Raw genomic sequence first — 22,578 nt, forward strand, 5'->3', positions numbered from 1 at the left:
GTTTCAGGCCAACCCTCCGCGCACGTCGATCTGCCCGGTCACCGCCGCGGTGATCAGCGCGGAGCGGCGCTCGCGGGCGAGCTCGATGAACCGCTCCGTCTCCGCGATGAGGGTGTCGATCGCTTCCGCCTGCGCCAGCCACTTCACACCTCGTCGGTGCTGCTCTGCCATGGGCAGCTCAGGAAATGGCAGCTCTCGTAGCGAACCGACGTTGAAGTGCCCTTGGATGGCTCCTACCGATCCTTCCGCGACCATCGATCGCGTCGACGGGGCATTGAGGTATGCGGCGAGGAAATCGGGATCGACACGGCAGCCGGGTCGGACGATCAGGAGGTCGATAGCGTTCACCCCGTCGAGTTCGGGCGGTACAACTGCCGCCGCACCTGCTTGACCGGTGCGGACCACCACCACGTCTCCGCTACGGAGACGTGACTTCGTGTGCTGCGCGTCGCCCTCCTGGGTCAGGTGTACGAGTTCAGCCGTCGTTATCCATCCCGGGCGGACGTTGAGTCCGCGCAGGGCGGGTACCCCGTCCTCTGAGTACCACGCAGATGGGTTGACAACGATGCCCACGGTGACGTCGTCAACGAAGTGCTTCAACGGGTGCACTGCCCCCGCGGCGCCGATGAGCTGGTCAGCCACCGACGCGCGCCACTCCCGCAGCAGGTCTATGAGTCGCGTCTGCTCCTCGATGAGCGTGTCGGTCCGGGCCGTCTCCCGGTCCAGGAAGTCGGCGATGGCCCGCTGCTGCACCCGTGGGGGCAACGGGAACTTGATGCGATTGATATCTCTCTGGAAGAGATGAGGCACCCCCATCCCACCACGTAGGCGGTCGAACGTCGCTTGCGCGTAAGAACTCGCGATGAACCAGTAGAGATAGCGGCCGTCAAGTTCACGCCGTGGTGTAAGAACGGCGATCGAGCCGTTCACCGTGGCCGGCCCCGGCATATCACGGACGACATTCACCGTGCCGATCGTTGAGCCGTCTTTGGTTAGCAGCACGTCACCAGTCGCAAGCATGATCTCCGGCGACTCCTCGTAGCGGTCGACGGAGATCTTGTTCGCCGCCATGTAGTCGATCGAGGATGTCTTGATGTCTGGGGTGGCGAGCATCGGGATGCCGTCGTCTACGTATTCGCTGGCGGTCAGACCCTTCCAGCCCAACCGGGCACGGACGTAGACCACACGGCCGATCTCACATTCGTCCCATTCGGCGGGGAGGTCTTCCAGCCATTCCAGGCTGCTCGCGCGCATAGACCTGTCTGAGGTCCTGCTCATCCCTCCACCTCGCGCAGCAGGTCCATGATCCTCGCGACCTGCTTCTCTAGGTCCGCGTCGATCTCGGCGAGGGGGCGGGGCGGAATGTACTTGTAGAAGTGCCGGGTGAACGGGATCTCGTAGCCCACCTTCGTCTTGGCGGTGTCGACCCAGGCGTCCGGCACATGCGGCAGCACCTCGGCGTCGAAGTACGCTTTGATCGTCGCCGCTCGACCCGCATCCCCGGCGGTGTTGCCGCCGTAGGTGAACGGGATGTTTTCGGTGTCGCGCAGCTTAGAGTCCGGCTTCGGGTTACCCTTGCGGTCCGTCGACACCTTCCCGGTCTCGGTCAGCAGCGGCCGCTCGACCGTGACCGTCCAGTACGCGAAGTCGCTGGCGGTGAACACTTTCGAGTATTCGGGATCGGCCTCGTCGAACGCGTCGTACAGGCTCATGATGCGGTCGCGCGCGTCGGCGTCGAGCTCGCGGCTTTTCGCACCGAGGCTCTTGCGCATCTTGGTCCAGAACGAGGTGGCGTCGATCAACTGCACCTTGCCGACCCGCTCCGGACGCTTCGTGTTATCCAAGATCCAGATGTAGGTGGCGATGCCGGTGTTGAAGAACATGTTCGTCGGCAGCGCGACGATCGCCTCCACCAGATCGGACTCTAGGAGCCACTGCCGGATCCGCGACGGGCCAGACTCGGCGGCGCCGTTGAACAGCGGCGAGCCGTTGAGAACGATCCCTGCCCGCCCGCCACCGTCGTGTGCCTGCCGCATCTTCGACGCCAGATGTGACAAGAACAGCATCTGACCGTCGCCGATCGCCGGCAGCCCGTGCGAGAAACGTGAATTCTGTGCCAGTGCCTCCTTTTTCACCGATTCCTGCGAGGCCTTCCAGTCCACGCCGTAGGGCGGGTTGGACATACAGAAGTCGAAGGTGCGGTCGAAGAACAGGTCGTCGGCCAGGGTGTCGCCGAGCTTGATGTTCCCGGCGTCCTGGCCCTTGGCGATCATGTCGGACTTGCAGATCGCGTAGGACTGGTCGTTGATCTCCTGCCCGTACAGCCGCAGCCGCGCCTCCGGGTTGCGTTCCAGTAGCCGCTCTTCCGCGACGGACAGCATCCCGCCGGTTCCAGCGGTCGGGTCGTAGATGGTGCGCACCGTGCCCGCTTCGAGCAGAGCCGCGCTCTCCTCCGCGAACAGCAGATCCACCATCAGCCGGATCGCATCGCGCGGGGTGTAGTGCTCGCCGGCCTCTTCGTTGGAGGCCTCCGCGAACTTGTAGATCAAGAACTCGAACAGGTCGCCCATCTCGGCGTTCGACATCACATCGGGGTGTAGGTCCACCTCGGCGAACTGCGAGGTCACCAGGTACAGGCGGTTTTTCTCGTCCAGGGTGGCCAGCTCGTTCTCGAACTTGAACCGCTCGAAGACGTCGATGTTCGCGGAGAACCCGGTGATGTAGTCCATCAGGTTCGCGCGCAGGCCCTCCGGGTCCTCCAGCAGGGTCTTGAAGTCGAAGGCGCTGGTGTTGTAGAAGGTCAGGCCGGTCTTGCGCTTGACCTGCACGTCCAGGGCTCCGCCGGCGTACTTCTCGGCGAGGGTCCGCACCTCGTCGCGGGTGGGTTCGACCACGCAGTCCAGGCGACGCAGGATCGTGAACGGCAGGATCACGCCCCCATACTGATGCGGCTTGTACACACCGCGGAGCTGATCGGCGATTCCCCACACGAAGTTGCCCAGCTTGCTCAAACCCGATCTCCCTTGACGGTCCTGCATCCACGCCTGTCAGAGGAACTTTATCGACAGCGGGAAGGGCTCGCGGCTGGTCGGCGAGGCCGCTCGATCTGGGCTGCCGTCATGCCGTTCGTTCGAACTGATGGAGCCCTGCTGACGAGCGCCGCCGCCTACGCTCGGTTCGTGCCGGAAGTTGAGACGCGTGTGGTCGAGGGGTACTACGAGTGCCCAGTGCCATTCACTGTCGACGTCGCTGCACTGGATGTGGCGTACTCAGCGGTCGTAGCGGGAGAATCGCTCTTCGTGCGGCTGCCGTGCGCTGCCGGTGTTGATCGGTCACGAGCTGAGCTATCGGCGCCGCCGCAGCACTACACAGAACGTGCGGACCTGTTGAGCCAGCGGCCTGAGTTGGCGCCCTTCTGGGGTCAGGTAGTGACGTGGGCGAGACGGTTCGCTGCTCCGAAAGCCGCCAATGTCCGCCGGATCGGGATCTCACTGGTTGTGGCCGGAGACGACGACGCAGTTCGCGACACCGGCCGTCGAGTGGCCGAAGCCGTGCCGGTGTGGTGGGCCGCGGTCGGCGCTTGGATCGAAGTGGTGCATGGCCAGGATCTATCCCGGCTAGGTGCCGCCGGTCCTGGGATCAAGTTCAGCGGAACCACGCTTTGGTCGCGGCTCTACGGTCTGCATGGCCATCCCATTCGCGCTGGCGCGATCCTGCCGGTCGGCTCGAACGCGTTCGGTCTGGTTTGGCCGAACTATGTGCCGATTGACGCTCAGCAACTGCAGCGCTGCATCGATCGCGCCCAAGATGACGGGCCGCCTCCCGCGGAATGGTTGCTGCTTCGCGATGCCAACTCATTGTGCGCGGGACACGATTACCGACGAGCCGCACTCGACGCAGGCCTGGCCGCCGAACTCGCCGTCACCAAGCTCATCCGCGCCCACCTCACCGCTGTCGGCCATTCGAACGTCGACAAAGAGCTGGACGCCAATTCGATGCTCGGTCGGCTGTGCTGCTATTGGATCGAGCGGTGCGGCGGAACCCTGCCTGTCGACTACCGGGATCGGCTGATCAAACGGCGCAACGCTGCCACCCACGCAGGTGCGGTTCTCTCAGAAGCGGACGCGCGCGATGCCATTGCCGTCGCGCGCGAGATTCTCGACCAGGCAACGCCGCTGCCCGCGTAGCAGGGCCGGGAGCCGGGCGCTGATCCGGTCGTCTGCCGCCACGACGAGGGCTAGATTCGAATCATGGCTGTCCCCACGCAGCAGAAGGTAACTGCGCTTGTCCGTGACTTCGGGTCGGAGCATCTCGCCGAAATGCTCGACGTTGACCCAGCGCAGGTCGAACGGTGGCGACGTGGCGAGGCAATCGACGAGATCAACGCCGAACGCATAGACCTTCTTGAACTCGTCATGGCGCACCTATTGCGTCTGTATCCGGTCGAGAACGCTCAGCGCTGGCTCGTTGGGCTGAACCCCAACCTTGGTGACCGTCGGCCTGTGGACCTCATCCGCCGTCGGCGGACCCGCGAATTGCTCGATGCGATTGCTAATGAGCGGGCCGGGAGCTTCGCCTGAGGCCCGTGGCGTGTTGCCTGCGTCATCGGCGTCATGTGGCGACCTTTGCGCTATTCCTCGCGCCTCCGCGCGGTCGCAACGGGACGCCGTAGGTTTTCGCCCACCGGGCCATGGTCGTCGTGCTGACGCCGCGTTCACGTGCAAGGTCGGGTAACGGGCGTTGGTGGTCGACGTATTGGGTGTAGAGCCAATTGGCATCGACGGTGTACTTGGTTGCTTTGCCGGGTTTACGTGTCTCGATCTGGTAGTCGGCGGCAAGGCGAGCGACGGTCTGTCGGCTGACGCCGGCCTGATCCGCGATCTCGGCAAGGCTCATCCCGCAGAGTTCGTACCGCTCGATGAAGGCCTCGCGGGGGTATGCCTCCTTGGCGCGGCGGTAGGCGTTGAGGTCGGTGGCTGCGGAAGGTGTTGGGTGGCAGGTGAGGAGGTAACGGACCGTGTCAAGGTCTGCGCCGGCATCTTCGGCGGCGCGGCCGATGGTCAGTCCCGCCTGGATGCCGCGGTGTAGGGCGGCGAGGTCGACGGCGTCGGGGTTCTGGCCCGGCAGACGTAAGCCCCCCAGGAAGTCTGTGTCCGGCTCGTAGTGCACCGGTTCGGCCCGGACGCCTTGCTCGGCAAGGAATTCCAGTGCATGGTCGTCGAGTGCGTCGCTGAGTTCCGGGGTGAGATAATAGGGGAAGTCGGCGATTTTGGTCCGTAGGGCGGGGCAGATGCTCTGGCCGCTGATAGGCATACCGGAGATGCGCTCTTGTAAATAGAACCGGGCCACTTGGGCGCGGGCCGACCCGCGGCTGGTGGCCCCGGTTTCGCGGCAGATGCGCTGCCAGGTGTCGTCGGGCAGCAGGTTGTCGTAGTTGAGACGGCGGCGCCGCGAGTAGTCGATCGGGACTGTTGCGCCGGCGAGATTTTCGGCGAGGGCGTCGATTGCCTTGCTGATATCCGTCCAGTCGGGGTGTTTGTTGAGCAGTTGGAGAACGCGTGAGACGGCATGGTCGTCGAGTGGGCTGTTGAGTCGGCGGGTGAGCGGACCGAGTTTGGTCTTGGTGTCGACGAGCAGGACTGCGACCGATAGCGCGGGTCGCAGCTGCCGCAGATGACTTCCAGGTATGGATAGTCGCAGGGCGACGTTCTGCCACAGTGAGGTCGGCAGTTGATCGATCTGCTCGTCGAGGTCGGCTAGATTCCGTTTCGGGATTGCCGGCCAGCTGCTGACGGTTCGGTATCGCAGTTGATCGCTGGGTTTGAGGCTCGGGCCAAGTGCGGCAAGCTGCACCGCGCCAGAAACACCGCCGGTCCACAGTAGATGCGTAGTGCATGGGTGGGCGCGGCGTGAGCGCATCGCGGTGATCAACCACCTCAGCGACTGTCCGGCGGTTGGTACATCTGGTTGTTCCAGACAGTGCAGGGCAGTAATGACTCCCACTGCGGTCAGGCTCACTGCCTCGGGCACCTGAAAGGCAAGTTTCTTGGTCGGGCTGCGGTTACGTGCGGTCGGTAGATGGGGATGGTCTTGCTGATACGCGGTCAGCAGGTCAGTGCCGATGATCGGTTCGAGTTCCGACGGGCTTGCATAGGTGAGCGCCCGGATGGCGATTGCTCGGATATCGGCAAGGACGCTGGCCGCTGATTGTGGGTCGCACGCGTACACACCGCTGTTGATGATGTCGGCGGTGATGATCTCGTTGATCCGGCGTTGGGCGGACAGGATGCCATGATGTTCGTCGTCGAAGGTGAGGGCTTTGGCTGTGGTCAGGTCGGCACCGCAGCGCTCATCCCTGGCTGTGCGGTTTTCGGCTGGAGCTGCGCAGTAGCCCGGTGATGGAATGGACCTGCTCCATAGCTGTCGACTTCGGGGCCGGGTCATGCAGGCTGGGCAGGCATCGACCAGCAGGCAGCTGTGCTTGAGGCAGGCAAACGTCCATCCCAGCCGCCAGGCCAACTGCCAACGACCACCGGATTCAGCGAGGCAGTGCGGACAGTAGCGTGAGCCGGCCCGCGGGCCCCAAGGATAGGTTCTGTCGAGCCCACCGGTGGCGGTGTCAGTTGCCAGGGCGCGGCCTTCAAAGTGCGACAACGTCATTGCTCGAATGCTTGCTGAGTCGACGGTCGTCGCTGTGGTCAGCGCATGACATTGATCCGGTGTCAGATGCACCATCCACCGGGGGACCCAGTGGGGGGTCCATCCATCGAGACCGATAGCCGCTACAAGATCCCCCCAGCTGGTCTGGGTTCGGTGCGCGAGTGCTTCCAACCAGGAGTCGAGTGCTTCGCCTGCGATCGGGTCGACGTTGATGGGGATGCGTCGGATGTCGCTCATGACGCTCGCACGCTGACTCGTGTGGTGAGCTTGCCCGCTTGCAGGGCGGACTGCAGTTCCTGGCGGGCTTTCTCTGAGGCTTCGTCGTTCTTCACCCGGTCGAGTAGGTCTTGGGTGAGCCGTTCGGCCCCGGTGCGCACGGCGCGTTGGCAACTTCGGTTGATCAGCGTGATCAGTGATCCAATATGCCCGGTGGATCGGGCATAGAGGTAGTCGGAGAGCTCATCGGCGATCATGCCCGGGTGACTGTCGGCCAGGACAATCCGCTGCTCCAGGGTCAACAGGAGATCACGCCATCGTTTGCGCTCTGCCTTGGTTTTCACGGTGAATGCGTCCATGCCGAGCTTTGTTGTACGCCTTCCCGTTTGGGCGATGATCGCATCCTGGTAGGACGATCCCTCCGAGAACAGCCCGTGCTTGGTCAGCCCAACGCCGATGTAGATGATGGTGACCGGGAATTCGTTGGCGATGTATTTGAAGTGGTTGCTGATCTCCACACCCTGGGTGTTGCGCCAGCGCAGGAAGTGCAGGTCGTCGATCATCAACAGGCGGGTCTGGCAGGCCAGTACGCAGTCCAGGGCTCGGTGGGCCAGCTGCGCGGCGGTCCCGCGATGGGTGCCGGGGTGCCCGAAGTAGTCGAGCATCGCTCGGTTGAAATCGACCATGCCCGTGTTGCCGGTCAGTCCCACCCGACACACGGGGATTCGCCGGTGCCCTCCTGGCGTTGCCGATCCGCGTTCGGTGATTTCGCGGCGGTGAAAGTCGCGGGCGAAGGCCAGGGCTGCGGTGGTCTTACCCAAGCCGGGGAATCCGTCAATGGCGACAGCACTTTTGGGTTTGTCGCCGGTTTGATGGTTGCTGTCGACGATGTCCCAGAGTTGTTCGTGCAGCTCAGCGAGTTGCGGTGTCCGCAAGGGTCCGAGGTTGGCATGCCAGGTGCGTCGTTGGGCGTTGTAGTCCATCAGCGCGGCCTCGCCGAGTGCCTTGATCCCTGCACGGGTCAGCGGTTCGGGACGGGTCAGCACCGGGGCTTCGGCGAAAGCGAAGAATCCTTCGTTGCGCGCCAACGTGAGATTGTCCAGGTTCGCCGGGTGTGGCGGCGGCTGCACCGCGGCAGTCATGCGTCCTCCCATGCGGTGGCGTAGAAGTCGTCAGGGTCATCGCTGCTGTCATCGTCTCCGCACTCGTCGTCAGCTGGCGGTTCAGCGCGGTGGCAGTCGGGGGCTTCCGCGCCCCGACCGCCTGTTACCTCGTCAGGCAATGCCTGTTTCAGGGAGGACAGGCTCCGAACCGACTCTTGCGGGCTATCGGTTGTAGCACAGAGCAGTTCGTCTTGTCGGGATTGGCGCAGCGCCAGGCGCCGTTCGGTTGGGGTTTTGCCCAGCCCGAGGTTCCACCGTTCCAGCAGCAGTTCCATCGCGAGTTGGTCGTTCGGATAGGTGCAATGCTTCCTTGCCAGTCGCCGGCCGAAGGCAAGTGTGTCCTCGCCGAAGGGTGCCTTGAGCATGCCGGCGTGCTCCCACATCAGGGTGTGCCACGTCCGGTTGTGCGGATCACGAAAGTAGACGCGAGAGATGTCATCGGGGTGGTGATGGACGGGCCATAGCCCACCGGGGTAGGGGCTGCGTTCGTTGCGATAGAGGTCGAGGGATGGCCCGTTGTATCGGCGGAGACGGATCTCGACGCCGTAGTGCTGGATGGTGCGCTTCTCGACGGCGAGGAACTCGTAGGCAAGATCGGGGTCTTGCGGGGCCTCGATGTAGCCGGCGCGGGCAAGACCGTGCTCGAACATGGTCGCCGGGGACAGGTCCAATCCTGGAAGTCCTGGCTCGACCAGTCCATCGTGAGGGCGTCGGTGGTACACCACCGCAATCCACTCTCGGATGATCGCTTCGAGTTCATCGATGTAGAAGTGCGCCTCATCTTCCGGGGCCAGGCCGCGGGAATGGACATCCGGGCCTTTATAGCCGGGGAGGTACTGGAGCAGGTCTTGTCTAATAGTGAGGAAGAACCGTTCGACGGGACCCTTGTCACGCCCCATACGCAATCGTGCGGGTTGGATCGAGATCCGCATGCGTTGGCACACACTCGTCAGGTGCTCGGAGACGTAGATTTTGCCGTGGTCGACAATCAGGCTTTCGGGAACGATCACCGGCCCAGCGGCGCGGGTGCCGTCACGGTCGATCGCATCGACGTCAAGCAGCACCGATCGAGGGATGCCGTGTTCGGGCCAGGTCGCTTCTTTGGGCCAGCTGGCGGGTGCGGCCGGCGGCCGGTAGCACTGGTATAGCACCGTCGCGGCGTCCACCGACTTCGTCGACACCGGTGTCAAGCGCAGACCGGTGATGCAACGGGTGTACCAATCCATGCCCACGGTGAGCTCCACTTGGGTCCACCGCAGGGTGAGGGGATCCATCGCGAAGACATCGAGTCGGGTGGTATCCATCAGCAGGTATTCACCTGGCCGAGTCGGTCGCAATTTCCCATAGGTTCCCGGATTTCGTTCAGCAATATCCCGGTTACGTTTGGTGCTAAGCCGAAAGGTCGCGTACTTCGCTTCGAGGACAGTCAAGACGCGAAATGCGCTCGCGCGACTTGGGATTGGTACGGCATCGGGACCGTAGCGGGCCATGACACGGGCGTTAGCATGCTTGATTACCGCGGTCTGCGAGGGCCGGGATTGATCGACATGTTCCACCATGACCTCGATGGCGGCCTCGCGCCACCGGTCGTCAACCCTGGGTAGATTGCGAACCCGCACCTGCTTGCTTTGGACGAGCCCTGCCTCCCCGTGCTGCCGGAATGCGGCCACCATCCGCTGAATGGTGCGCAGTTTGACACCGAGCTCAGCTGCCTTTGCCTTGTACCTGACTGTCTGCGGCAGGGCGGGGTCGTACTCCGGCCGGGGCTCACCCTTTTCACCCGCTTCTGCGCTGCCACCGCGGTATCCGGTGAGGACCTCGCGGATGTGAGCAGCGCAGTCCCGGATCCTGACGCGTTCCGACTCACTGATCACCGCCAGGATCGTGGCGGCCACATCCTCCAGGCAGTCTGATGACCCGGATTCGTTGGGCTCGTCGTGGGGGTGGTCGTGACGGTAGGCCAGAAGTGCGCTCAAAGCAATGCGGCGAATCCGCACCGTACCAACCGTTTTGACGATTGCGCTGTTACCACCGAATCCTGTGCGGATTTCCACGATCTCGATCAGCTCGCCATAAAAGCTCAGTCGGCTGCCCGGGCCGATGCGGAGGCGTCCCATCATGAGTTCGGCCCTTTGCGTAGGACAGCAGTCGATTGCAGAGGTGCATCCAGGTCGGTGGCAATGGCCCCGGACCACAACAGATGACACAGAGCGGGCCGCACCAGTGGAACAGGTAGGCCAGCATGAGCTGTGAGCGCCTGTTCAATAGTGAGGCCCTCGACGTCGAGGCGGCTCACGGCGTCCAGGACGTCCCTATTGATCCGTCGCTCATCACGGTAGCCGGCCAGGAACCGAATGTTGTTCAGCTCAACAGGTGGTGGTTCGCTCCACACCTCGTAGTCCCATCCCAGGTCCTCGATGAGGTGGCGCGTCCAGGCCAGGGTGTAAGCGACTTTGGGAACGGCCACGCTTTGACGTGGCTTGACGTCGACGACAATCGGGCCGTTTCGGGTACTGAGTAGAAAGTCAGGGATGTGTCGGCGCCGTTTGCCGTCGACATCGGCTTCGATCAGAAATGGTTGGGCCGCAATGGAGGTGACTGACGGTTCGAAATCGGCGTAGAGCAACCGTGCCAGTTCCAGGCGGGACTCGTAGATGACGTGGTCGTTCTGAGTCTTCGCCCAGTAGGTTCCCGAGTAGTGCTGCTGGCCATACCACCACCGGAAGGTCCGCCACGGGGCCAACGGTGCCGAGAGCACCACAGCGGCATCCACCCAATCAGCGGTCTGGATCTGATCGTCTGTGGTCGTACGAAACGAGATCACGGCGGCACGTCGATCAACCTGGGTAGGCAGCTCAGGCGTGTGTGCGCCCGCCCGACAGGTCGGCACAGGCGACCCCGTCTTGACAAGCGCGGTCGGATAAGTTGAACTCATGAAAGTCCCTTCGCATGGGGATTGAGGTGAATGGCGGTACGTGTACCGCTACCGAAGGCCGGGTGCCCGCCCGGCCTTCGGCATTTCTCGGGTGTTGTCAGCGCGACAACATCAGGTCAGTCCCGTCTTGTCGGCCCTCCGTTGGCTTCGCCTTGACTGCCCGCAAACGGTTCGCCATGTATTGGCGCCCCTGCGATTTCGGAAATAGCTGCCTTGCCGGCCATCCGTTCGTAACCCAGGTCGATGAGCCTGGCACCGGCTTCTGACAACGACACGTTCCACTCACGAGCGCACCGATAAGCAGCCTCAGCGGACGCACGCGGAAGCCGAAACTCCACACGAACTCTGTCCCGAACTCCAAGCTCTGGGCGATCCATGGGCACCCCCTTCCGCTGTACACCCGTTCCGAATTCGGCGGGATGACGGCGTTTCGCCGACGCTATACCGGTATCAAACACCCTGCAGGACAGAAAGTCTCGCCGCTCTGCTGCATCACAACCGACGCCGTCGATCAGCCCTACACAATCCGTGAACACGCAGGCGGTCACGTCGCTGTTTAATTAGCGGCAAAAGCCCTGGACACTCCCGCCGCGATCGGCAAAGTTGCGGAACCCGCAACAGCGACACCACAGATTGTGAGGTTCATCACAACATGGGTCGAGGCGAGGCGGCTGCCGTACGGGGACGTCAACGGACAACTCGTCGAGATGTTCCTCCCCGCTTCATAGGTCGTCGACCTCGTCCCGGAGAGCAACCGCAAAGGCTTCTTGATCAGCGCGCCGCCGGGCCAACTGGTCCGGCGTCAGACGTGCGTCAGTGGCATCAAGTACGTCATCGTGACCCTCGTAGGGAGCCAGGTTGATCCTGATTTCGAGGTCGACCGCAGCCAGGATGCGCGCCAGCACAGGCAGTGACGGCTGCCGAGTCCCTGATTCGATACGGGCGATCGTCGACTGCGGCACGCCAGCCAGTTCGGCGAGCTGGCGCTGCGATACACCGAACTGACTCCGGGCCACCTTCAACAGATTTCCCGCAAGCCGCTCGACATGACCAATTCGCGCGGGCCCCATTCTCGCCATACCCCACGATAGCTAATCGGCTATCACGTTTTCCCGATACCCCCACCCGCATGACACGGGTTGAGACAGGTGACACGGAGGTGACACCACCGCTGAGAAAGTGACACCAGCGGTGAGACCCTACAAATTGGTAGCTTCTCAGTGCGCCATGTTCGTAAACCGCGACAAGTGCAGCTGGTGCGCTACGGTCACCGTTTTGGTCGGACCGTTACGGTGCTTGGCCAAGATCAGGTCCGCCTCGCCGCCCCGCGGGTCGTCCCGTTCAAAAGCATCCGGGCGATGCAAAAGTATAACCATGTCCGCGTCTTGCTCCAAACTTCCACTTTCGCGGAGGTCTGCCAGCATGGGCTTCTTGTCTGTGCGCTGCTCGGGCCCACGGTTGAGCTGGCTCAGCGCGATCACCGGCACTTCGAGCTCCTTGGCCAGCAGCTTGAGATTCCGGGAGAATTCCGAGACCTCCTGCTGGCGCGACTCGACCTTCTTGCCGGAGGTCATCAGCTGCATGTAGTCGACCGCCACCAGTCGCAGGTCGGCCTTCTGCTTGAGCCGGCGGGCTTTGGCGCGGATCTCCATCATGGTCAGGTTCGGCGAATCGTCGATGTAGAGCGGGGCCTCGCTGATCTCACTCATCCGCCGCGCCAGCCGGGTCCAGTCGTCGTCTGTCATCCGTCCCGAGCGCATGTCGCCGAGTTTGATCTTGGCTTCAGCGGAGAGCAGTCGCATGACGATCTCGGACTTGCTCATTTCCAGCGAAAAGATGACGCTGGCCATCCGGTTCTTGATCGAGCACGACCGCATGAAGTCAAGTGCCAGTGTGGACTTCCCCATACCGGGCCGCGCCGCAATGATGATCATCTGTCCCGGGTGCAGCCCGTTGGTCACCTCGTCGAGGTCGGTGAAGCCGGTCGGCACACCGCGCGCGATACCGCCGTGCGAGGCGATCGCGTCGATCTCGTCCATGGTCGGCTGCAGCAGGTCTTCCAGCGGTACGAAGTCCTCGGAGCTGCGCCGTTCGGCCACCTCATAGATCTCGGCCTGGGCCCGGTCGACGATCTCGGCGACATCGGCGCCCTCAGCACCGGCGTATCCGTACTGCACCACTCGGGTACCGGCCTCCACCAGCCGGCGCAGGATCGCCTTCTCCGCGACGATCGTGGCGTAGTAGCCGGCGTTGGCCGCGGTCGGCACCGTGGAGATCAGCGTGTGCAGGTATGGGGCGCCGCCCACCCGGCGCAGCAGGCCGCGGCGGTCCAGCTCGGCCGCCACAGTCACCGCGTCGGCCGGCTCTCCGCGCCCGTAGAGGTCCAGGATCGCGTCGTAGATGTTCTGGTGCACCGGGCGGTAGAAGTCAGCCGGCCGCAGCCGCTCCAGCACGTCGGCGATGGCGTCCTTGCTCAGCAGCATGCCCCCGAGCACCGACTGCTCTGCGGCGAGATCCTGGGGTGGCTGGCGGCCCACGTCCTCGCGTGGCGGCTCCTCAAGCTCAGAATGACCACGGTCGTCGACTACCGCCATGCGCCCCACCTTCTCCACCGGCACACTCGAACGTCTTTTCGACGTTGATGCCGCAACCTAACAGCGGACACCGACATCCCGCCCTGTCGTGCCGCGTTGACGGTAGGCGTTGCTGGCGGCCGTACAAAACGGGCTTGTTCACAAAGGTGTGGATTAAGTGTGCACACCTTTCCCGCAATTGTTTGGATCGGTGGGGATGACTTGTGGATTGCCCTTCTAACCCGGGTTATCCCCGCAGGTAGCGGCGGTAGCGATGGGTGTTTTGATTGTGGAAGACAATCTCTTCGGCGTGTCGTCATTGGTTGCCGTCTTGGGCGTGTTGCCTTGCAGGCAGGTAGACGCGATTCCACATCAAAGTAAACGACCCCACCCATGCACACGGGCCTAAAAGTTAGCCAGCGCTAACCTGATGGAACCTCGTCCGAACACAGCAAAGCCCCGGCGGCGCCGATCAGGGCGCTGCCGGGGCTGCTGCGGTATGTGCTAGTTTGCCGCGGCGACGTCGAGGGTGACGTCGACGTTCACGTCGGGGTGCAGGTGCACCGACACCGGGTGGCTGCCGACGGCCTTGATGTGGGCCTTGGGCAGCCGGACGATCCGCCGGTCGAGGTTCGGCCCGCCGGCCTTCTTGATGGCGGCGACCACGTCAGCCGCGGTGACCGAGCCGAACAGCTTGCCCGAGTCGCCGGAGGTCTTCACCGGCAAGGTGACCGTGCCCAGCGCCTGAAGAGCTTCCTTGAGCTCCTTGGCGTGGTCCAGGTCGCGCACCTGCTTGGTCTCGCGGGCCCGACGGATGTCGTCGGCCTGCTTCTGCGCGCCGCGCGTGGCGACGATGGCCAGCCCCCGCGGGAGCAGGAAGTTGCGGCCGTATCCGTCCTTGACCTCGACGGTGTCTCCGGCCGCTCCGAGGTGGTCCACCTCAGCGGTCAAAATGAGCTTCATCGTTTCGTACTTTCTCCAAGATTGAGTGGTCGGCTAGCGCGCCGACGAGGTGAAGGGCAGCAACGCGACCTCGCGGGCGTTCTTCACCGCGAGCGCGACGTCGCGCTGGTGCTGAACGCAGTTGCCGGTCACACGACGGGCGCGGATCTTGCCCCGCTCACTGATGTAGGTGCGCAGCAGCGAGGTGTCCTTGTAGTCGATCACCTGCTTCTTGTTCGAGCAGAATGCGCACTTGCGAGCCTTGATCGGCTTTTCAGGAGCCGGACGCCGCTTGTTGGATTTGGCCATCTACCTATCTCTTTCGTGCTGTGGTTCGTTTGTCTAAAAGGGCGGCTCGTCGTCGGCGCCACCGAAGGAGCCGGACGCCGGAGCACTGCCCCACGGGTCTTCCGCGGCCGGGCCGGACGCGCCCGACGGGCCGGACGGGGCTGACATGCCGCCGCCCCCGCCGAAGCCGCCTCCGCCGCCACCGCGGCTGACCTTGTTGATCTTGGCGGTGGCGTACCGCAACGAGGGGCCGACCTCGTCGACCTCGACCTCGTAGACGGTGCGCTTCTCGCCCTCGCGGGTCTCGAAGGACCGCTGCCGCAGCCGCCCGGTGACGATCACCCGCGATCCGCGGGTGAGGCTCTCGGCCACGTTCTCGGCGGCCTCACGCCAGATGTTGCACCGAAGGAACAGCGCGTCGCCGTCCTTCCACTCATTGCTCTGCCGGTCAAAGACCCGCGGGGTGGACGCCACCGTGAAGTTGGCGACCGCCGCCCCCGAGGGGGTGAACCGCAGATCCGGGTCCGCGGTCAGGTTTCCAACGACGGTGATCGTGGTGTCACCTACAGCCACGGGGCCCTCCTAGGATCGGTGTCAGCGCTTGATGCTGCATTCGCAGCATGAGCCTACGCAACGGCTGCGACAGTCGCCTACGACTTGTCGGTGCGCATCACCTTGGTACGAAGCACCGACTCGTTCAGGCTGAGCTGACGGTCGAGCTCGGACACGGTGGCCGGCTCGGCCTTGACGTCGATGACCGCGTAGATGCCCTCGGCATGCTTGGCGATCTCGTAAGCCAGGCGGCGCTTGCCCCAGATGTCGACCTTGTCCACCGAACCGCCGTCTTTACGGATGACGTTCAGGAACGTCTCCAGGGACGGGGCAACGGTGCGCTCGTCGAGAGTGGGGTCAAGGATGACCATGATTTCGTATGGACGCATGGGAACCTCATCACCTCCTATGGTCGTAGTGCGGCCGTGGAGGTATCCACGGCAGGAGGGTCGCCTGCGTCGGCAACCGGGCTAGGTTACCGGAGGACCGGTCCCGCGGCGAAATTGAGGTACAAGGTCCTCCCGTTCACGCTCGCCCGGCACATGTCGGACTGTGACGGTAGCCTCACCGCCATGTCAGATGTTTCCCTATTAACTTTGCTGCGCGAGCGGGCTTTCCTCTCCCCGGATGAGCCGGCATTCACCTACACCGATTACGACCAGGATTGGGAGGGCGTCGCGGAGACGCTGTCCTGGTCACAGGTCTATCGGCGAGCCCTCAACGTGGCCCGCGAGCTCAAGCAGCACGGCTCGGCCGGGGACCGGGCCGTCATCCTCGCCCCCCAGGGCCTCGGCTACGTCGCGGCCTTCCTCGGTGCCATCCAGGCGGGATTCATCGCGGTGCCCCTGCCGGTGCCGCATCCCGGCGCACATGATGAGCGGGTCAGCGCCGTGCTCACCGACACCGCGCCGTCCGTCGTCCTGACCACCGCCGGGGCCGCCGGCCTGGTCGCCGAGTATGTGCGCGAATCCGGGGCCGACGCCACCGCGACAGTCGTCGCTGTCGACACCCTGGACCTGGACGCCAGTGTCGCCATGGGTGAGCCGCCTGTCGACTCCGGCGGGGTGGCGTACCTGCAGTACACCTCGGGGTCGACCCGGCTTCCGGCCGGGGTGATGGTGTCGCACCGCAACCTTCAGGTGAACTTCCGGCAGTTCATGGCGGGCTACTTCCCGGAGTTCAACGGGGTGGCGCCGCCCGACACCACGATCGTGTCGTGGCTGCCCTTCTACCACGATCTGGGCTTGATCCTGGGCATCATCGCGCCGGTCCTCGGCGGCTACCGGTGCGAGCTGAGCAGCCCCGTGGCGTTCCTGCAACGTCCGGCGCGCTGGATCCAGGCCATGGCCAGCCACACCCGGGCATTTTCTGCGGCGCCGAACTTCGCCTTCGAACTGGCGGTGCGCAAGACCACCGACGAGGACCTGGCCGGCCGCGATCTGGGCGACGTGCTGGGCATCGTCAGCGGCAGCGAACGCGTCCACCCCGCGACTTTGGAGCGCTTTCTCAACCGATTCGCTCCCCACAACTTCCGTGCCCGGGCGCTGCACCCCGCGTATGGGTTGGCCGAGGCCACCCTGTACGTCGCCACGCTCGACGTGGAGTGCGCGCCCCAGACCGTCTACTTCGAATCGGAGAAGTTGACGCGCGGCAGCGCGCAGCGGTGTGAGGCGCCGGACGGTACGCCCCTGCTCACCTACGGTGTGCCGAAGTCGCCGGCGGTGCGCATCGTGGACCCCGAAACCTGCGCCGAGTGCTCGGTGGGAACCGTCGGCGAGATCTGGACGGCCGGCGCCAACGTAGCCGCCGGCTACTGGAACAAGCCGGAACAGACGCGGGAAGTGTTCGAGGCCAGTCTGGTCAGGGCGTCCGAGGGCACCCCGAGCGGCCCCTGGCTGCGGACCGGTGACCTCGGATTCATCTCCGAGGGTGAGCTGTTCATCGTCGGCCGCATGAAGGATCTGCTGATCATCCGCGGGCGCAACCACTACCCCGAGGACATCGAAGCCACCCTCCAAGAGATCAGCGGCGGTCGCGTCGCGGCGATCGCGGTTCCCGTCAACGAGGACGAGACCCTGGTCACCATCATCGAGGTCCGCGATCGTGGCGAATCCCCGGAGGACACCGCCCTGCGACTGACCACCCTGAAAAACGATGTGCAGGTAGCCATCTCCCAGACCCACGGAGTGACCGTCGCCGATGTCGTGCTGGTCGGGCCGGGATCGATTCCCATCACCACCAGCGGCAAGGTTCGCCGGGCCGCCTGCGTCGAGCAGTACCAGAACCAGCAGTTCACCCGGATGGACCGCTGAGCCGGCCGCGTCCCCGCGATACGACGTCGCCGCATGTGGATAGCCCTGGTGGTGATGGCGGCTGCCACCAGCATCGAGCCGGTGCGCATCGGTCTGACGCTGCTGATGCTGAACCGGCCCCGGCCGGTACTGCAGCTGATGGCGTTCCTGGGCGGCGGCTTCGTCATGGGGACTACCGGCGGTCTGGTGGTGTTGTTCCTCCTGCCGCCCTCGGTCACCGAGTCCTCTGGGCTGACGCTGCCGCGCGTTCAGATCATCGTCGGCGCGCTGGCACTGCTGACCGCCGCGGTTCTCGTGCTCAGGGTGCTGGTCGCCAGTCCACGCCAGACCCGTACGGGTCGTTCCGATTCGGTCCCGGTCGGATTCTCTGCTCGAGCCCAGCGGTTGCTCAAAGGCCGGTCACTGTGGGTTGCGGGAACAGCCGGTTTGGGTATCGCGCTGCCTTCGGTGGACTACCTCGCCGCGATGGCGATCATCGTCGCCTCCGGCGCCGCCACCAGCACGAAGATCGCCGCACTGCTGACCTTCAATGTGTTGGCGTTCGCGCTCGTCGAGATTCCGCTGCTGGCCTACCTGGTGGCACCCGACGCCACCCGGAGGTTCATGGCCGCGCTGCACAACTGGGGTCGGCAACGCCGGCCTGGCCAGGTCGCAGCGCTGCTGGCCGCCGTCGGCGGTGTCTTATGCACTGCCGGTGTCCTGGGATTGTGAGAAGGTGGACGTCGGGTCCGCCAGCGGGCCTGCACGGTTGAAGGGGTTAGCGATGAAACGACTGGTCGCCGGAGCTCTCGCGGTGCTGCTCGCCGGGTCGGCTAGTGGGTTGAGTGCAAGTACCGCGACTGCGGCTCCGGCACGTCCCCTCGATACCCCGGGGATTGCACCGTCGCCGACGCCGCCGCCGGTGGGCGATGCGTCGAATGTGGACGTCGTCTACGCAGTCGGCGGTGCTCGACCACCGGGCATCCCGTGGGCGGACTACACCAAGCGCGCCGGCTCCGGCTATTTCCCGAACAAGAAGCGCGAGATCATCGACTACCCGGCTGGCGCCATGTTCCGGTGGGTGCCCACCATGTTCGCGCCCGACGCCAAGCGCGACAACGTGACCGTGGCCGCCGCTGTCGACGCGGCCACCGACAGCCTGGACGCGATCATTCGCAGCGGGAATGAGCCGGCCGCCGTTGTCGGGTTGTCGCAGGGCACCATGGCGCTGGACAAGGAGCAGGTCCGGCTCGCCAACGACCCCAGTGCGCCGCCGCCACACATGCTGCAGTTCTCGACGTTCGGCTCCCCCATGGGAAAGCACGCTTTCGGGAAGAGCTTTCTCTCCGGACTCTTCCCACCGGGCAGCCGTCTACCACTCGAGGACTACACCATGCCCCCGGAAGTGGAGAGCCAGTATGACTCCAATCGGGTGGTCGCTGCCTACGACGGCATGGCCGACTTCCCGGATCGGCCCGAGAACCTGTGGTCGGTAGCCAATGCGCTCATCGGCGCCGCCATCGTGCACACGCCTGCTGCCTTCACCACGCCCGCCGACGTGCCCGCCCAGAACATCCGGTCCACCGTCAATTCCCGGGGCGCGACGACGACGTCGTACTTCATCCCGATCAATCACCTGCCGCTGACCCTGCCGCTACGCTTCGCCGGCGTACCCGACGACGTGGTCGACCAGCTCGACGCCTTCCTGCAGCCGCAGGTCGACGCCGGCTACTCCCGCAATGACGACCCCGCTACCCGACCCATTTCAGTCCACCCGGCCGGGATGGACGTGGTGCAGGTTCTGGGACCGGAGACCAACAGCGCTGTCGACGACACCGTCGGCAAGCTTCGCAGCTTCTTCGGATTCACCGGCTGACCCACGGCCTCAGGCGTCGGCCACCGTCTCGATCACATCGCCGTTGGCGCTGCCCCGTTTCAGAGAGTCGGGCCGGGGTTGTAGCCACGGTCGCGCGGGCCACCAATTGGCCCGTCCCAGCAGCGCGGCCGCGGCGGGCACGGTAATACTGCGCACCACAAAGGTGTCCACAAGGATGCCGGCGCCGATCACGAAGCCGCCCTGCACCACGGCCCCCACACTGGCGAACAGCAGCCCGAACATCGCGGAGGCGAATATGAGTCCCGCTGCGGTGATCACCGCGCCGGTTGAGCCGACCGTGCGGATGACGCTGGTCCGCACGCCCAGCGACGACTCGTCGCGCAAGCGGGACGCCAGCAGCATGTTGTAGTCGGCGCCCACCGCCACCAGCACCACAAACGCCAAACCTGGCACGCTCCAATGCAGTTGCTGGCCCAATATGACCTGAAAGACCAAGGCACCGAGCCCGATCGCCGACAGGTAGGAGACGATCACCGAGCCCACCAGATAGATCGGTGCGATGACCGAGCGCAGCAGGGCGGTCAGAATCAGCAGCACCACCAGGGTTGTCAGGACAACGATGAGCCGGATATCCCGGTCGTAGTAGTCGCGAATATCGCGCAGTGTGACAGGGTACCCGGAGATCGAGATCGAGGCATCCGCCAGCACGGTATTGGGTTGCGCCGCTTGGGCGGTCGCGAGAATCGTGTTGACCTGGTCCATGGCTTCGGTGCTGAACGGGTCCTCACCGGTTTGGATGAAATACCGCACCGAATGCCCGTCGGGCGAGACGAAGGTGTGGGCCAGTTCCTTGAATTCCTCCGTGGCCAGCACCTGTCGGGGCACATTGAAACCCGCCATGGACGGTTCGGAAGCCTCATGGCCCATGGTCATGAGGAACGCTGACGCGGTGTCGAGGCCCAGTCCCAACTCCTTGGTCTGGTCGACCAGGAGTTGCACCCCGTCGGCCACCTGACGGCCGGCGCTGGCGAGCTCGCTGGTGCCGTTCTGCATCTCGATGACCTTGCGCTGCACCCGACGAGGGCTGTCGAATCCCAGCGCATGCAGAGACTGCGAGGCTGACTGCAAGGAGCGGCTGAGCCCGTTGACCGCCGACGACAGCGTCTGCGAGGGCTGCGCCGACTGCAGCTGGCGAAACAGGCTGGAGATCTCATCGAGAGTGCCTGCGGCGCGGGCGTTCTGCAGCTTGTGGAACTCGGCCCGCGCCGTCCCGCAGATCGGATTGGCGTCGCATGTCGGGCTGGCATCGAGGGACTCGGTGACGGGATCGACCCAGTCGAAGCTGGACGCGAGCCCGGCGAAGGTCACCTGGAGGGCGTCGCCGAGCGCCCGGATACTGTTGACCAGCCTAGTGGCCTGGTCGATTTCACCGAATGTCTTGGTGCCGCCGAACTGCATCTGCAGATACGCCAGCGCATCGACCAGACTTCGCACGCTGCCAAGCGACTGGCTGACCTGGGTGTTCAGATCTTCGAGGCTGTTTGCCAACTTCCGGGATCCCGTGGTCAGCCGGTTGAGGTCGCCGTCGCGCTCAGCGATCAAGCCCGCGGCGTCGCCCAGCTGGCCCCCGACCTCACCGGCTTGATAAGTGGCCCTGGCCTCTTCGAGCGACTCCCCACCCGGCCGGGTGACACCGCGGACGGCGGCCACGCCCGGGATCTGGCTGATCCGTTGCGCCATCTGCTCCATATCGGCAAGAGCCCGCGGCGTACGCAGATCGTTGGGAGATTGGACCAGCAGGTACTCAGGGATCGTCTGGTTCACCGCGAAGTGCCGATCCAGCGCCGCATACCCCACTGAGCTGTCAACGGAATCCGGCAGTTGTTTGCGGTCGTCGTAGTTGAACCGAATCAGCCCGGCGGCACTGCCCAACGCCAGCAACAGCGCCAGGCTACCGACCAGATACGTCTTGGGGCGCCGAACGATTCGCACCCCGGTGCGGCGCCAGAACCGCGCAGCGCGTTCGGGGCGTGGTGCCACCCATCCGCGCGGTCCGGCCAGCGTCAGAATGGCCGGAAGCAACGTCACCGCCGCCAAGAACGCCACCGCGATCCCGATCGCCAGCACCGGGCCGACGGTGGCGAAGACCCCCAGTTTGGCAAAGCCCATCCCCAGCAGGGTGATGGCAACGGTGGCCGCAGACGCGGCAATCACCTTGCCTATCGACGCCAGGGCGCGCTGCACGGCGCGCCGGCAGTCCTCGGCAGTACCGGATCCCATCCGGATGTAGTCGTGATAGCGGCTGACCAGGAAGACGACGTAATCGGTTCCCACCCCGGCAATCAAGGCGCTGAGCATCACGATGGCCTGGTTGGAGACGGCCATTCCGCTCACCAGTGACGCGGTCGCGACTGCCGCCTGGGCGACCACCATCGATACGCCGATGGTGATCAGCGGCAGCAGCATGGTGAGCGGGTTGCGGTAGATGACGCCCAAAATGAACAGCAGCAGCACACCTATCGCCAGCTCGATCGCGAACCGGTCCCGCGCCCCGGCATCGGTCAGGTCGGCGACCGTGGCCGCTGGGCCGGTGACGTCGGCGGTCAGTGTCGACCCGGCAACGGTCTCCTTGACGATCTCGGCAACGCGGACGTATGCCGCGTAGGCCTCCGGAGTTCCCAAGTCCCCCGCCAGCCCGACCGGAAGTATCCATGCTTTTCCGTCACCGCTGACGAGCACCTCCCGCAGCGCCGGGGTGGTGTGAAAGTCCTGCAGCATCACCACGTCTTCGGTATCAAGACGCAGCCGGTCCACCAACGTGCGGTAAACCCTCTCATCGGCTCGATCCAAGCCCGCCTCATCGGTGAGCAGAACGGTCAGCACGTTCTCCGAGCCGTCCTCGTCAAAGGCGGCGGACACTTTGGCGGCGGCCTGGACCGACGGGGCATCGGCGGGCAGCACGGCCACCGGATGACGTTGCGCCATCTCGGTCAGCGACGGCGCGAACAGCGGCAGCAGCACGACCAGCAGCGCCCAGAAGCCGATCACCGGCCATGGGCGCCGTACGACGAAGTCGCCTAGCCGGCTGAAGATAGGTTCACCTCCGGCAGTTGCACGTCAC

The 22,578-nt window shown here is 64.5% G+C and carries 18 protein-coding genes; 5 read left to right on the forward strand and 13 right to left on the reverse strand.

Annotated features, from left to right (window positions below; translation table 11 throughout):
• Positions 1-3: 3 nt before the first annotated feature.
• Positions 4-1,278: a restriction endonuclease subunit S gene (locus tag N416_RS21685; RefSeq protein ID WP_081654572.1), complete on the reverse strand. Its 1,275-nt coding sequence runs from the start codon at positions 1,276-1,278 to the stop codon at positions 4-6.
• Positions 1,275-3,011, reverse strand: a complete 1,737-nt coding sequence (locus tag N416_RS0113880) for a class I SAM-dependent DNA methyltransferase (RefSeq protein ID WP_024442709.1) — start codon at positions 3,009-3,011, stop codon at positions 1,275-1,277. Before N416_RS0113880 ends, N416_RS21685 begins: the two co-directional genes overlap by 4 nt.
• 108 nt (positions 3,012-3,119) lie before the next feature.
• Here N416_RS0113880 and N416_RS0113885 point away from each other — a divergent pair, with 108 nt between their 5' ends.
• Together N416_RS0113885 and N416_RS0113890 are read left to right on the forward strand one after the other, a co-directional pair.
• Entirely contained in the window at positions 3,120-4,187 is a 1,068-nt protein-coding gene (locus tag N416_RS0113885; protein ID WP_024442710.1) for a hypothetical protein, read from the forward strand.
• Positions 4,188-4,250: 63 nt separating this feature from the next.
• Positions 4,251-4,580 carry an antitoxin Xre/MbcA/ParS toxin-binding domain-containing protein gene (locus N416_RS0113890; protein ID WP_024442711.1) on the forward strand — a complete coding sequence of 110 codons (330 nt, stop codon included), beginning with the start codon at positions 4,251-4,253 and terminating at the stop codon, positions 4,578-4,580.
• 31 nt (positions 4,581-4,611) lie between these two features.
• On the opposite strand, the gene N416_RS0113895 is transcribed toward N416_RS0113890, so the two are convergent.
• From N416_RS0113895 to rpsF, 10 genes are all read right to left on the reverse strand, one after another.
• The gene (locus tag N416_RS0113895) at positions 4,612-6,897 is read right to left on the reverse strand and encodes a TniQ family protein (protein ID WP_081654573.1); all 2,286 of its coding nucleotides are present in this window, start codon (positions 6,895-6,897) and stop codon (positions 4,612-4,614) included.
• Complete coding sequence (locus N416_RS0113900; protein WP_024442713.1) at positions 6,894-8,018, reverse strand: TniB family NTP-binding protein; 1,125 nt, start codon at positions 8,016-8,018, stop codon at positions 6,894-6,896. The genes N416_RS0113895 and N416_RS0113900 overlap by 4 nt, the downstream gene beginning before the upstream one ends.
• The gene (locus tag N416_RS0113905; protein ID WP_024442714.1) at positions 8,015-10,159 is read right to left on the reverse strand and encodes a Mu transposase C-terminal domain-containing protein; all 2,145 of its coding nucleotides are present in this window, start codon (positions 10,157-10,159) and stop codon (positions 8,015-8,017) included. Before N416_RS0113905 ends, N416_RS0113900 begins: the two co-directional genes overlap by 4 nt.
• Positions 10,156-10,863 (reverse strand): TnsA-like heteromeric transposase endonuclease subunit, encoded by a 708-nt coding sequence (locus N416_RS0113910; RefSeq protein ID WP_024442715.1) that lies wholly within the window; start codon positions 10,861-10,863, stop codon positions 10,156-10,158. The genes N416_RS0113905 and N416_RS0113910 overlap by 4 nt, the downstream gene beginning before the upstream one ends.
• 833 nt (positions 10,864-11,696) lie before the next feature.
• On the reverse strand, positions 11,697-12,044 hold the full coding sequence (locus N416_RS0113915) for a helix-turn-helix transcriptional regulator (RefSeq protein WP_196805141.1): 348 nt from the start codon (positions 12,042-12,044) through the stop codon (positions 11,697-11,699).
• 147 nt (positions 12,045-12,191) lie between these two features.
• Positions 12,192-13,568: a replicative DNA helicase gene (gene dnaB / locus N416_RS0113920; protein ID WP_024442717.1), complete on the reverse strand. Its 1,377-nt coding sequence runs from the start codon at positions 13,566-13,568 to the stop codon at positions 12,192-12,194.
• Between the two features lie 483 nt (positions 13,569-14,051).
• Positions 14,052-14,510 carry a 50S ribosomal protein L9 gene (gene rplI / locus N416_RS0113925; RefSeq protein ID WP_024442718.1) on the reverse strand — a complete coding sequence of 153 codons (459 nt, stop codon included), beginning with the start codon at positions 14,508-14,510 and terminating at the stop codon, positions 14,052-14,054.
• Positions 14,511-14,543: 33 nt separating this feature from the next.
• Entirely contained in the window at positions 14,544-14,798 is a 255-nt protein-coding gene (gene rpsR, locus N416_RS0113930; RefSeq protein WP_024442719.1) for a 30S ribosomal protein S18, read from the reverse strand.
• Positions 14,799-14,831: 33 nt separating this feature from the next.
• Positions 14,832-15,350: a single-stranded DNA-binding protein gene (locus tag N416_RS0113935; protein WP_024442720.1), complete on the reverse strand. Its 519-nt coding sequence runs from the start codon at positions 15,348-15,350 to the stop codon at positions 14,832-14,834.
• A gap of 77 nt (positions 15,351-15,427) precedes the next feature.
• Positions 15,428-15,718, reverse strand: a complete 291-nt coding sequence (gene rpsF, locus N416_RS0113940; protein WP_024442721.1) for a 30S ribosomal protein S6 — start codon at positions 15,716-15,718, stop codon at positions 15,428-15,430.
• Between the two features lie 183 nt (positions 15,719-15,901).
• On the opposite strand from rpsF, the gene N416_RS0113945 reads away from it, so the two are divergent.
• Genes N416_RS0113945 through N416_RS0113955 form a run of 3 tightly spaced genes read left to right on the forward strand, consistent with a single transcriptional unit; the run spans position 15,902 to position 19,496 of the window.
• Positions 15,902-17,641, forward strand: a complete 1,740-nt coding sequence (locus tag N416_RS0113945) for an AMP-binding protein (protein WP_024442722.1) — start codon at positions 15,902-15,904, stop codon at positions 17,639-17,641.
• A gap of 33 nt (positions 17,642-17,674) precedes the next feature.
• On the forward strand, positions 17,675-18,352 hold the full coding sequence (locus N416_RS0113950) for a GAP family protein (protein WP_024442723.1): 678 nt from the start codon (positions 17,675-17,677) through the stop codon (positions 18,350-18,352).
• 52 nt (positions 18,353-18,404) lie between these two features.
• Positions 18,405-19,496, forward strand: a complete 1,092-nt coding sequence (locus N416_RS0113955) for a PE-PPE domain-containing protein (protein ID WP_024442724.1) — start codon at positions 18,405-18,407, stop codon at positions 19,494-19,496.
• A 9-nt stretch (positions 19,497-19,505) separates the two neighbouring features.
• On the opposite strand, the gene N416_RS0113960 is transcribed toward N416_RS0113955, so the two are convergent.
• The gene (locus N416_RS0113960; RefSeq protein ID WP_255341888.1) at positions 19,506-22,550 is read right to left on the reverse strand and encodes an RND family transporter; all 3,045 of its coding nucleotides are present in this window, start codon (positions 22,548-22,550) and stop codon (positions 19,506-19,508) included.
• Positions 22,551-22,578 lie beyond the last annotated feature (28 nt).

Origin of the sequence: Mycobacterium sp. UM_WGJ (assembly GCF_000455125.1) — a bacterium.
GTDB lineage: Bacteria > Actinomycetota > Actinomycetes > Mycobacteriales > Mycobacteriaceae > Mycobacterium.